7 protein-coding genes and 1 pseudogene are annotated in these 12,946 nt (G+C 41.5%); 6 read left to right on the forward strand and 2 right to left on the reverse strand.

Annotated features, from left to right (window positions below; genetic code table 11):
• Positions 1-51 precede the first annotated feature (51 nt).
• Positions 52-495, forward strand: coding sequence for a sulfur transferase domain-containing protein (locus tag WKK05_RS16970; RefSeq protein ID WP_341530759.1), 444 nt, complete (start codon positions 52-54; stop codon positions 493-495).
• Between the two features lie 122 nt (positions 496-617).
• Positions 618-977, forward strand: a complete 360-nt coding sequence (locus WKK05_RS16975; protein ID WP_341530760.1) for a late competence development ComFB family protein — start codon at positions 618-620, stop codon at positions 975-977.
• Between the two features lie 312 nt (positions 978-1,289).
• Here WKK05_RS16975 and WKK05_RS16980 read toward each other — a convergent pair whose 3' ends face one another.
• Positions 1,290-1,718 carry a HetP family heterocyst commitment protein gene (locus tag WKK05_RS16980; protein WP_341530761.1) on the reverse strand — a complete coding sequence of 143 codons (429 nt, stop codon included), beginning with the start codon at positions 1,716-1,718 and terminating at the stop codon, positions 1,290-1,292.
• A 549-nt stretch (positions 1,719-2,267) separates the two neighbouring features.
• Between WKK05_RS16980 and WKK05_RS16985 the strand changes: the two genes are divergently transcribed.
• The 3 genes from WKK05_RS16985 (at position 2,268) to WKK05_RS16995 (ending at position 9,594) form a co-directional block, all read left to right on the forward strand.
• Complete coding sequence (locus WKK05_RS16985; RefSeq protein ID WP_341530762.1) at positions 2,268-4,685, forward strand: sucrose synthase; 2,418 nt, start codon at positions 2,268-2,270, stop codon at positions 4,683-4,685.
• A gap of 103 nt (positions 4,686-4,788) precedes the next feature.
• Positions 4,789-7,833: a beta-phosphoglucomutase gene (gene pgmB, locus WKK05_RS16990; RefSeq protein WP_341530763.1), complete on the forward strand. Its 3,045-nt coding sequence runs from the start codon at positions 4,789-4,791 to the stop codon at positions 7,831-7,833.
• Between the two features lie 480 nt (positions 7,834-8,313).
• A complete protein-coding gene (locus tag WKK05_RS16995) occupies positions 8,314-9,594 on the forward strand; it encodes an ATP-binding protein (RefSeq protein ID WP_341530764.1) in 1,281 nt (426 codons plus the stop codon).
• Between the two features lie 71 nt (positions 9,595-9,665).
• Here the strand turns inward: WKK05_RS16995 and WKK05_RS17000 are convergent.
• Positions 9,666-9,794, reverse strand: a pseudogene (locus WKK05_RS17000) (zinc ribbon domain-containing protein); the annotation flags it as partial.
• Between the two features lie 361 nt (positions 9,795-10,155).
• Between WKK05_RS17000 and WKK05_RS17005 the strand changes: the two are divergent.
• Complete coding sequence (locus WKK05_RS17005) at positions 10,156-12,849, forward strand: CHAT domain-containing protein (protein WP_341530765.1); 2,694 nt, start codon at positions 10,156-10,158, stop codon at positions 12,847-12,849.
• Positions 12,850-12,946: the final 97 nt, after the last annotated feature.

Consider the following 12,946-nt stretch of genomic DNA (forward strand, 5'->3'; position numbering starts at 1 on the left):
CAAGCCAAAATTACTTATTTAAGAAATATCTATACTGGAAAAGTGAAGACAATGAATATTGTAAGAAAAATTAACGAGGAGTTAGCGATCGCCGGACAAATTACACCAGTCCAGTTAAAACAAATAGCTGATGAAGGCTATAGCTCTGTGCTTAACCTCCGGTTGTCAGACGAAAAAGGTTTACTAACCCAAGAACAAGAGCAAGCTGAGTATTTAGGATTGTACTACATTAATCTCCCAACTAAAGTTGAAGACATTAATCATCAAGCTACGCTGAGCGTAATATTTGCAACCATCGCAGAGCTACCGAAACCGACTCTGATACATTGTGATAACTCAATACGTTCCGCTGCAATAGTGTTATTGTATATTGCCACTAAGCAGGGTATTGCATTTGAAAAAGCATTGCAAAAAACTATCCAGTTAGGCTTGATTAAAATCAATGCTATCAATTTAGATTTAAATACTAGTATAATACTTGTTTCACTTGATTAGTTGATGTAAATTATCAATAAAATTGCATTTTGATAATTAAGACTGAAAATTTATATTTTATAAATAAATAATAATTGAGAATGTAACTCTAAAAGCTTTAAAAATAAAAGAGGTACAGGGAAATGTCCAAGACACTTGTTAATTTAACAATGCCGATAGTTCTTCAAGGAATTGAGGATGTTTTAGAAAAATATCCTCATCATCCTTATCAAAAATTTTTTGCAAACTCTGATTTTAGACAAGGTTTAATTGCTTATATTCTCAACAGGATTCCTAGCCATTACATAAGTGTTGAAGTGGAAGAAAAAGAGGATTTGTTCCATTCAAGTTATTTTCACAACTGTTTAGAACAAGCCATGCGAATAGAAACTATTGTTCACCAAGGAATTAAGCAAATCTTGTATGAAAAAACAGAGGAATTAAGTCGGTATATTCCAGAAGTCACTGATCCATCTCGTGTTCCGTCTAATTGGTTTGGCTAACACGCAACTAAAACTAAAAAACTCTGTAATTTCATAACAGAGATTCGTCAGAATGCACATCTATCATTGGTGTTAACTTAGTTGACAGTTGAGAGTTAACAGTGGACAGTAAGCAGGATTCAAGAGCTGTTAATTAGTAATCAGTAATTCTTTTTATCAACTGTCCACTATCCACAGTCAACTCTCAACTTTTAGTTGTAAAAAATGCCTGTATCAACGTTAAATATGTTAAATGTAATTGGCTTTGCCAATGCCTTTTAGATAATCGCCTATTAGGGGGCTGAACTCTGTGCCGCCAAAAATATTTTGTGACTAGTTATTTAGCTTATGAAGTCTGTACGAAGAGAGTTCTGTAATCTTGTTTTCACAGTGAGATGGTACTTTACATACCTCGTGAATGGCTGATTTTTTGTCCGAAATTTCTAAATAATCTCGGTCGTGAATCTTAGTTAATACTCTCGATGAATCTCGTTGACTAGAGCTATCAATAGAGGAATTTATAGTCGGTTGTATCTGATTTTTTTGAAAGCCATTTGCGGTTGTCGCTTGACTGTTTTCCTTAATTAAACGGCTGTAAGTTCGTTGAGGGATAAAATGTAATGGATTGTACCCAACGAAACGCAATATCAATACACAAGCCCAAGAATATCGACCCTCTACGATAGCTTCAATGATCTGATTTAATTGCTCTGGAGTAATAGCTTGATGGAAACTATTCTGAGAAGAAACTTGATAGTTCATAGCTAACCCTGATATAACTTGCCTAAACTGAGTTTGATAAATTGAACTCGCCCTTTCATAATTGCTGATGATATCGCGCTGTACGCGGCTACCTTCAAAAGCATCACTTTGAGCAAGGCACTAAATCTTGACACTTGACAAACTAGCTTTCAGAAAATGCTCAGTAGTTATAGTTGCAACACTTGATGTTTCGGATTTTGGTAGAGAAATTGGCCAAAAAATAGTAACTTGATATACAGAATACTCTGTCTTTACAGTTACTTCAGCCAAATTGGCAGATTTTTTCCAAACTAGAGGTGTAAGGGGTTGAGGTGCAGGGGTCTAGGTGAAAAATTAATTCTATGTTCCCTTACACCCTTTCCTCTTTCCTGAAGAATGTCTTCTTCGATAAAAGCCGATAAGTGTTTCATCCCAGAGTTAGAAGCGGGAAGCTTTTACAATTTTTACCATTAAAGGGGAATCTACCTCAGAAAACGTATTGGACAAAAGCCAAGTTGTTGAGGAGAGAAAAATGAGGTTGTGACCTAGCCATAGTTCTGGAATCCGGTCATGCATGAACTAGTTCAAGCTGTCTTAAACAGCGATGAAAAAACTGATCTACGTCAGTTGATATCTACATTAAATGCTTCAGGTAAGCATTACTTCTTAAGAAACGAGATTTTGCAAAGTTTTGCCCAATACTGTCACCAATCCCAAAAACCAGCCTACTTTTACCACTCTTCCTCTGTTGGCAAACTAATACACTATACCCATGAGATAATTCTGGCGGAGGAAAATATTTGGATGGTCGTCCGCCCCAGGGTTGCTAGCCAAGAAGTTTGGCTACTGACAGATAACTGCACTAAGTTTGAACTAACGACACCGCGGGCTTTATTAGATGTGAGCGATCGCTTAGTCAACCGCTACCAACCCCACATCCTAGAAATTGACCTACACCCATTTTACAAGGATTCCCCCAATGTCAGCGACCCTAGAAACATTGGTCAAGGTTTAGCCTTCCTCAATCGTTACCTATGTAGTCAGTTAGCCACAGATCCCCAATACTGGCTAGAACTCTTGTATCAGGCTTTACGGAATATTAAGTACGATGACATTCGCCTGCTACTTAACCATCACATCCCATCAGGTATCCAGCTAGCTAAACAAATTAAGCAAGCCCTCAATTTCCTTGCTGAACTACCTGCGGATGAACCCTACCAAAAATTTAGCCTCGACCTCCAACAACTTGGCTTTGAACCAGGTTGGGGTAACACTGCTGCACGAGTGCGCGAAACTTTAGAACTTCTAGAACGACTCATCTACACTCCCCAGCCTGCCATCCTAGAAGCATTTGTCGCCCGCGTCCCTGTTATTTTTCGCGTTGTCCTCATTTCCATACATGGCTGGGTTGCTCAAGAGGATGTTTTAGGACGAGATGAAACACTCAGTCAAGTCATCTACGTCCTCGAACAAGCGCGTAGTTTAGAAAACAAACTGCATGAAGAAATCAAACTGGCTGGACTCGACCTGCTGGGCATTCAACCTCATGTAATTATTCTCACTCGGCTGATTCCTAACTGCGAAGGTACATTGTGCGATCTGCGCCTAGAAAAAGTTCAAGATACAGAAAATGCTTGGATTCTGCGAGTTCCTTTTGCTAAATTTAATCCTGAAATTACTGACAACTGGATTTCTAAATTTGAGATTTGGCCTTATCTAGAAACATTTGCCTCAGACGCAGAAAGAGAACTACTAGCAGAATTCAAGGGTAGACCTAATCTGATTATTGGCAACTACAGCGACGGGAACTTAGTAGCATCTCTGCTTTCCCGTCGTCTGAAAGTCACCCAGTGTAACATCGCCCACTCCTTAGAAAAGCCTAAATATCTATTTAGTAATTTAAACTGGCAAGATTTAGAAGATCAATATCACTTTTCGGCACAATTCACCGCTGATTTGATTAGCATGAATGCAGCCGATTTCATCATCACCTCTTCCCACCAAGAAATTTTTGGGACACCAGAATCAATTGGTCAGTACGAGTCATACAAATGGTTTACTATGCCTCAGCTATATCATGTAGTTGACGGGATTGATTTGTTTAGTCCTAAATTTAACTTTCTGCCGCCCGGAGTAAATGAGAAAATCTTTTTCCCCTACAGCCAAAAAGAAGACCGAGATTCAAGTCTGCGGCAGCAAGTTGACTACCTACTTTTTAGCCAGGAAGACCCTCACATCTTTGGTCATTTAGATAACCTTAACAAGCGACCAATATTTGCCCTTGCTCCGATCAATTCAATCAAAAATTTGACTGGGTTAGCTGAATTTTTTGGTAAAAGTCAGGCGTTGCAAGAGCGTTGCAATCTAATTCTTTTAACTAGTAAACTGCATCCAGCAGAAGCTACAAACCCAGAAGAGGCAACAGAAATTCAAAAACTCCATGACATTATCAATCAATATCATCTCCACAGTCATATTCGCTGGATAGGAATGCGTTTTCCAAGTCGTCAACTCGGCGAAGCCTACCGAGTAATTGCCGATTATCAGGGAATTTATATCCACTTTGCTCTCTTTGAAGCTTTTGGACGCAGCATTTTGGAAGCCATGATTTGCGGCTTACCTACTTTTGCTACTGAATTTGGCGGTGCTTTAGAAATTATTGATAACCAAGAAGACGGATTTAATCTCAACCCTACTGATTTAGAAGGAACAACCCAGAAAATTTTGCACTTCCTTGACCAATGTGATGCTCATCCTCAGCACTGGCAGGAAGTCTCCGAATGGATGAGCCAGCGAATTCATAATCGGTACAATTGGCAGGTACACACCTCTGGGCTGCTATTACTAGCTAAAATGTTTAGCTTTTGGAACTTTGTAGCTCCAGAAAATAACGAGGCAGTGGATCGTTATATGGAAACTTTATTTCATCTCATTTATAAACCTAGAGCTGAAAAGATTTTAGAACAGCATATGGCATATAGGGCATAGGGCATTAGTACAGACGCGATTAATCGCGTCTCTACAGGAGTTATTAATTATTTCCCCCTTATCCCCAATCCCCAGTCCCCAATCCCCAATCCCTGTTTTTACAATGGACACAAAAGGTCATTCTCGCCATTTTATCTATACAGATTGGATATTAATTGAAACCCAATTTCATCCAGAGCAATTGCAATCCAGGGAAACCATTTTCACAATCGGCAATGGATATTTGGGAACAAGGGGCAGCTTTGAAGAAGGGTATGCTGATGGATTGCCAGCTACTCTCATCCACGGAGTTTATGATGATGTTCCCGTGGTGTATACGGAACTCGCCAACTGCCCTGATTGGCTACCGTTGATTGTAATTGTGAATGGCGATCGCTTTCGTCTCGATCAAGGCGAAATATTGAGTTACGAGCGTAAACTTGACTTACACCACGGTATTCTCAGCCGTTCTGTGCGTTGGCGTTCTCCTAGTGGGAAAACCATTGATATTTACTTTGAACGCTTTGCAAGTCTGGCAGATCAGCATATCTTAGGGCAACGTTGCCAGTTAACGCTAGTAGATTGTGATGCATTGATTGAAGTTCAAGCTAGCATCAACGGCTATCCCGAAAATCAGGGTTTTAATCATTGGCAAGAGCTAGACCAAGGTAAAACTGATCAAGGCTTTTGGTTGTATCGCCGTACTCGCAACTCCCAAATTGAAATTGGTATGGCAACTATGACGACAATCTCAGGAACTGAGGCGGCGTTGCAAGTCAACAGCGCACCGGGGTATCCAACAGCGAGTGCAGCCTTTCTTGCTACATCACAACAAACTGTGACGATAGAGAAAATTGTCATAGTTTTTACCTCGCGGGACGTTAACACACCAGTCTCAGCAGCTAGAGAAAAACTTGCACATCTGCCAGACTATACAATGCTGCTTAATGCCCACAAAAAAGCTTGGGATGAAGTTTGGCAAGAATGCGACATCCTCATTGAAGGAGATAGCACAGCCGCTTTTGCGGTTCGTTACAATCTATTTCAACTGCTGATTGCTGCCCCACGGCATGATGACAAAGTGAGTATTCCGGCTAAAACACTTTCCGGGTTTGGCTATCACGGTCATATATTTTGGGATACAGAAATTTTTCTCCTGCCCTTTTTTATTTTTATTCAACCTGATGTAGCCCGCAACTTGCTCACTTACCGTTATCACACATTAAATGGAGCGCGACGTAAAGCAGCCCATGAGGGGTATAAAGGGGCAATGTATGCTTGGGAAAGCGCTCTGACTGGCGATGAGGTAACACCCCGTTGGTCATTGCCTAATGATTTTTACGGTGAAGATGTGCGGATTTGGTGTCGCGATCGCGAGATTCACATCAGTGCAGATATCTCCTATGCTGTTTGGTGGTACTGGCAAGCTACTGGTGATGATGAATGGATGCGAGATTACGGTGCAGAGATTATCTTGGATACCGCCATCTTTTGGAGTAGCCGAGTTGAATTCAATTATGAGTCCGAACGATATGAAATTCGCGGTGTCATTGGTGCAGATGAATACCACGAGTTTGTTCACAACAACGCTTTTACCAACCGGATAGTGCAATGGCATCTAGAGAAAGCACTCGTAGTTGATGATTGGTTACATCACACCTTCCCGGAACGAACCGCCGAATTAGAGCAAAAACTGCAACTCACCTCAAAAGAGCGATCGCAATGGCAAGAAATCGTTGCTAAAATCTGGATTCCCTATAACGAACTAGCTGGATTAATTGAACAGTTTGAAGGATTTTTCCAATTAGAAGACATTGACTTAGCAAAATACGAACCACGCGATCGCTCAATACAAGCTATCCTTGGCATCGAAGAAACTAATAAACGGCAGGTACTCAAGCAGCCAGATGTGTTAATGCTCCTATATTTGATGCGGCAATCAAAAGATTTTCCTTACAACGAAAAAGCATTGCAGACAAACTGGGACTACTACGCACCCCGTACTGACATTACTTACGGTTCCTCGCTAGGCCCAGCAATTCACGCCATTTTAGCCTCAGATTTGGGTGAATCAGCGGTGGCTTACAAACATTTTATCCAAGCGGCGATGGTAGACCTCGAAGATACCAGAGGTAATACCAACCAAGGAATTCACGGGGCTAGTGCTGGTGGCGTTTGGCAGGCTGTAGTTTTTGGCTTTGGTGGTGTACAACTGACAGAAAATGGCCCTGTAGCTAATCCCCATCTGCCACCAAACTGGACGCGCCTGAAGTTTAAGCTGCAATGGCAAGGGTTATGGCACGAGTTCGACTTGCATCAGGGATTGGGTACTAGGAATTGGGATCTGGGGACTAGGGAAATGGAGGACAAAGGGGACAAGGGGGCAAAAGGACAAGGAGAGATGCAAAATTCTTTTACCGCGTCTTCTTCATCTTCCCAATCCCCAGTACCCATTACCCAGTATCCAACCCCCAGTACCCAATCCCCCGACATCCGCGGAGTTATCTTTGATTTAGATGGTGTGCTGACAGATACAGCTGAATACCACTATTTAGGTTGGCAGAGGCTGGCAGATGAGGAAGGTATACCTTTTAATCGCGAAGCTAATGAGGCATTACGGGGTGTATCTCGTCGTGCTTCCTTAATGCTGATAGTTGGCGATCGCCCCTATTCAGAAGCACAAATTCAGGAGATGATGGAGCGTAAGAACCGCTACTATGTGGAATACCTAGAGAACATCTCAACTAAAGATTTGTTACCAGGGGCGCTGGAACTTTTAAATGAACTACGGCAAGCTGGTATCAAGATAGCTATAGGCTCAGGTAGCAAAAATGCCCGTACAGTTTTAGAAAAACTGGGTATTGCTGATAAGATAGATGCGATCGCTGACGGCTATAGTGTGCAGCAACCGAAGCCAGCACCTGATTTATTTCTATATGCAGCCAACCTGCTAGGACTCGAACCATCACAATGTGTTGTTGTCGAAGATGCAGCAGCAGGGATTGAAGCTGCTCTTGCCGGTGGGATGTGGGCCGTAGGACTTGGCCCGCCGGAACGAGTTGGCGCTGCTCATGTTGTCTTGCCCAGCTTAGCAGGTGTCAAATGGGCAGATATAGAAGCCAAATTGAAGAGTATTGCTACACAAAAACAAACAAAACAGCCAGAATAAATGCTAATTCTTAATTACATTACAAATATGCCAGAATTCAGCAGACGCGATTAATCGCGTCTCTTAGAAGATAGAACAGGCTTGATATGTAGCTTTAAGACTTATCTTCTCTACCTCATAAAGTTATAAATTGCTGTTAATTTTGGAGATTGAAAACATCCTTGCTTTCAATCTATTTTATCTATAAACAAATCTAATATTTTCTACTATTAATTCCTCATTACTAATTAGTAATACAAAAAATATGTCATATTTGTTTCTGTAATTGGTAATATAATCGTCTAAGTATTACACCCCAATACATACACTCAATCTTAACCAAAATTTTGGCTAAACGAGAGTTACATTCGGCTTAAAATAACATTCATCTATCAAGTTGTATTCTAATCCCTATTTAACGTCAGGCTCCTGATTCAGCAATAGTTCTTGAGAAATTTGGTTGAGATTTTCTTCCTGAAATATGCCAATAGGAGCAATAACGTGAATTTGTATGATTTAGCCTTCCAATTACAGGATATGCGTCAGCGCGTCGCCCTACTGCAACGCCAGAGCGAAAAGCAACAAGTACACAAAGATATGGAACTCGTCACAGCTGTATTTCAAGAACTTCACCTAGCTTTGGAAGAACTGCAAATAGCTCATGAAGACTTACAGCAGCAGAATGAAAAATTGTCTAACGCTCAATATGCATTAATAGTACAACGTCAACGTTACCAAGAACTATTTGAGCAAGCATCAGATGCTTATTTTGTCACTAATACTAAAGGGTTAATTCAAGAAGCTAACGCTGCGGCCGCTACCTTGCTTAACATTCCCAAGAATTTTTTACTGGAACAACCTCTAGAAGCTTTTGTCGTTGGGAAAGAACTGATTACTTTTCGTCAGAAACTAACTCTTATAGGCGATAGTCCTGAAATCCAAGAGTGGGAAATAATCCTACGACCGCGCAACAGAACGCCTATTATTACTGCGGTCAAGATGGCTACTATTTGCAATCAAAAAAATAAGTTAGTTGGTCTGCGTTGGTCATTACGCGACATTACTGAAAGCAAACGAACAGAAGCAAAGCTGCGATGGGCAGAAGCTGCGATGCAACAAGCGCTTGTAAAAGAAAAAGAACTCAATGAGCTGAAATCTCGCTTGCTCAATACTACCTCCCACGCATTTAATACTCCTTTAACAGCCATGCTCTCTTGTGTGGAGTCACAAGAAAATGATCGCCATCAATGGAGCCATGAGCAACAACTTACCCATGTCGTGCTGAATCAAGATGAAACAGGTGAATTAGAATTTAATCCAACACTTCTGAATCTGGTAGAATTTTGCCATAATTTGTTAGCAGAACTAGAACAGGATGATAACTCACAGCACGCGATCGCTTTTATTAGTGAGTACCCATCTATACAAGCTTACTTAGATACCAAACTACTGCAACATATCTTGAGTAATTTATGCTCAAATTGTTTCAAATACTCACCCCTCGGCAGTACAGTTAAGTTTTCTGTCGCTACGCAAAATGACAAAGCCATATTTCAAATTCAAGATTTTGGTATTGGCATTCCCTCTTTAGAGATTGAACATATTTTTAAACTTTTCTATCGCGCTAGCAATGTAGGCAATATTCCCGGAATAGGATTAGGAATGTCTATTGTCAAGAAAGCTGTAGACTTACATGGTGGCGAAATTACTGTAGAAAGCTCCCTCAAAGAAGGAACAATCTTTACTGTGATTCTGCCATTGACCCTAAATTTGCATATTTAACCCTACATTGCTGTTAACTAGATAGTGCTGATTGACATCCTCACACCACTGATTGCTTTGCGATTCAGTGTATGCGTTCTAGCGCTAAGAGATTTTGTGACAGTCTTACCACAGTTAGAACAGTTTTGAGAAGTTCCATAAAGCGGCACAGCGACAGTGACTGTCCCGAAAACTTTTCCAAAATACTCAACCCACTGCCGACTTGAACCACCAAGGCACACAGACATTAGTAGTTCACCAATCCAAAATTGCTGTGTAGGGGGAGCAGGGGGGAGAAGAATTAATAAACGGTCAGGTAATACCATTTCACAAAATTCTTGATACACATCACTTTTCTTGCTTCCCCTGCTTCCCCTGCCTCAAGAGCTGACCACAACGCTTGCGTTGTCTTGGCAGACTACTAGGGGTTATTATCTGTCTTCACAATCCAAAATGGTATAAGTTAACCGAATTAAATATAAAATCTACGTAGATTACGTAACTTTGACGTTAACCTACAAAAACGAAAAGAGTTTAAATTGAGAATTTTAAATTGCTGATTATCTACCTCTTACCATAGCCATGACTAAAGCCACTAGGTTTTCTAGAGCAAATTCTGTAAAAATCCAAAGGCAAAAGCTAAAAGGTAAGACTTTTTACTTTTTCCATTTGTCTTTGTACTTTTTGATAAGCTTGCTATGCATCCTCAGTTCACCTGTGTTAGCAAAAATTCCTGGTGGAATTAGTTCCTCGTTCCAGTTAGTAAACAACAATATTACTTCCCCGGCTGTATCAGCTTCCCCTGCTTCACTACTGCAAGAAGGCAAAGTATTATACGATATGGGTAAATTTGCTCAGGCAGTGCAGGTACTGCTACAGGCAGTGCAGGGATATAAACAACAGCAGGACAGTCTCAGACAGGCAGTGACTCTGAGTAATCTTTCCTTAGCTTACCAACAACTTGGAGCATGGACTCAAGCACAGCAAGCAATTACAGAGAGCTTAAATTTGCTCAATGGACAAGATAACAAGCAAAATTTGCAAGTATTTGCTCAATCACTCGATATCCAGGGTCGTTTGCAACTGGCAATGGGGCAGTCAGAGGCAGCTTTAGCAACTTGGCAGCAAGCAGAAAAGATTTACACGAAAGCAAAAAATAAAAACGGTGTAGTCCGATCGCTCATCAATCAAGCACAAGCGTGGCGAACCCAAGGATTTTACCGTCGTGCAGTAGAAACACTTAATAAAGTAAATAAAACATTACAATCTCAACCAGACTCTATAGAAAAATCAGTCGGGTTGCGATCGCTAGGTGATGCTCTCCAGGTAGCAGGAAATTTGCAAGACTCTCGCGAATTTTTAGACCAAAGTTTTGCGATCGCTCAACGCTTGCAATCCCCTGTTGAGATGGGAGCAACTCTATTTAGCTTAGGGAACAATGCTCAGGCACAGCAACACATAGAAGAGGCGATGCAGTCTTATCAAAAAACAATTGCTCTGTCTCCCTTGCCTCTAACAAAAGTCCAAGCACAACTCAATTATCTCAGCTTACTAATTGAGAAGCAAGAATTAGCATCCGCCCGAACTTTATTACCATCAATTCAATATCAACTAAATCAACTTCCCCTCAGTCGTGCCGCCATCTACGCTCGGATTAACTATGCACAAAGCCTGATGAAAGTTAACAGGGCTGAGTCAAAAGTGCAGAGTAAAAGTTCTGATTCAGAAATCAGAACTCAAGATCCAGAACTAATACTTACCAATGCTATTGAGCAATCTCACAGTTTAGAAGACAAGCGGACAGAAGCTTATGCTTGGAAAAGTTTGGGTAGTTTATACGAAGACAATAAACAGTGGTCAAAGGCACAAAAGTTTACCGAACAGGGGTTAATATTAGCACAGGCTAGCAATGCACCAGACATCACCTATGCATTAGAGTGGCAGTTAGGTAGATTACTCTGGAAGCAGAAAGACACCAACAGAGCGATCGCCGCATATGATGCAGCTGTGAACACCCTCCAATTTCTTCGCAGTGACCTAGTGGCAGTCAATCAGGACGTGCAATTCACCTTTCGGGATAGTGTAGAACCAGTTTATCGAGAGTCAGTAGAGTTACTCCTGCAATCCCAAGGAGAACAAGCAGATCAAACAATATTAGAGAAAGCGCGTCAGCGGATTGAAGCACTGCAACTAGCAGAATTAGATAACTTTTTTAGGGAAGCTTGTTTGCAAGGCCAAAAAGTGCCACTTGATCGAGTAGTAGAGCGAAAAAATTCCAATGCTGCGATTATTTATCCAATTATTCTTCCTGAAGAACTCCAAGTAATCGTCAAAATTCCCAAACAACGCCTGCGGCATTTCAGTACCAAAATTCCTCAAACAGAAGTAAACACAATTCTCACAGAATTGCGAAAAAATCTTGTCAATCCGACTGCGATCGCAGACGTCAAAATTCAGTCGCAACAAGTTTATAACTGGCTATTGCAACCCATTGAGTCAGAATTACAAACGAGTAAATTAGATACCCTAGTGTTTGTGTTGGATGGAGAATTACGGAATATACCAATGGCGGCTCTCTATGATGGTAAGCAATATTTAGTAGAGAAATACGCGATCGCCCTCAGCGTTGGTCTGCAACTCCTCAATCCCAAACCATTAGTGCAGCAGCAACTAGTAGCTCTAACCGCAGGGCTAAGTCAACCCCCAGCAAATTACACCTCCAAATTTCCACCTCTGCCTGGCATCAAATCTGAATTCGACGGAATTACCGAAGCTGGAATATCAACAACTAGTCTGTTGGATGGGCAATTTACCAGCAAAAAATTAGAAAGCGAAATTAATACTGCTTCATTTAACGTTGTGCATTTGGCAACCCACGGCGAGTTTAGTTCCCGTGCAGAGAAAACCTTTATTTTGGCCGACGATGGCCCGATCAATGTTAGGAACTTTGACCTTTTCCTGGGTAATCAAAATCAAACTAGAGTGGAATTATTAGTTTTGAGTGCCTGTCAGACAGCAGCCGGGGATAACCGCGCTACCCTTGGTATGGCTGGAGCAGCAGTACGCGCGGGCGCAAGCAGTACCATAGCCTCCCTGTGGCAAATTGATGATAAATCCACAGCCCTGTTCGTCAGTGCCTTCTATCGAGAACTCAAGAGTGGCAAGATTACCAAAGCTCAGGCCCTCCACCGCGCCCAGCTAAAACTCCTAGAACATCCCAACTACAAAGCACCAACCTTTTGGTCTGCCTACGTGTTGATTGGTAATTGGCTGTAAGTGGGGAGTAGGGAGTGGGGAGTGGGGAGTGGGGAGTGGGAGTAGAGACGTGATTATACTCTTACGAGAAGCCGCTCTTCGAGCGTCTACGCGTCTC

This window comes from Nostoc sp. UHCC 0302, assembly GCF_038096175.1.
Lineage (GTDB): Bacteria > Cyanobacteriota > Cyanobacteriia > Cyanobacteriales > Nostocaceae > UHCC-0302.

Excerpts from the sequence above, each read along its gene's own strand:
- WKK05_RS16970 (WP_341530759.1), top strand. The coding sequence starts at position 52 with ATGAATATTGTAAGAAAAATTAACGAGGAGTTAGCGATCGCCGGACAA.
- WKK05_RS16975 (WP_341530760.1), top strand. The coding sequence starts at position 618 with ATGTCCAAGACACTTGTTAATTTAACAATGCCGATAGTTCTTCAAGGA.
- WKK05_RS16980 (WP_341530761.1), bottom strand. The coding sequence starts at position 1,718 with ATGAACTATCAAGTTTCTTCTCAGAATAGTTTCCATCAAGCTATTACT.
- WKK05_RS16985 (WP_341530762.1), top strand. The coding sequence starts at position 2,268 with ATGCATGAACTAGTTCAAGCTGTCTTAAACAGCGATGAAAAAACTGAT.
- pgmB (WP_341530763.1), top strand. The coding sequence starts at position 4,789 with ATGGACACAAAAGGTCATTCTCGCCATTTTATCTATACAGATTGGATA.
- WKK05_RS17005 (WP_341530765.1), top strand. The coding sequence starts at position 10,156 with ATGACTAAAGCCACTAGGTTTTCTAGAGCAAATTCTGTAAAAATCCAA.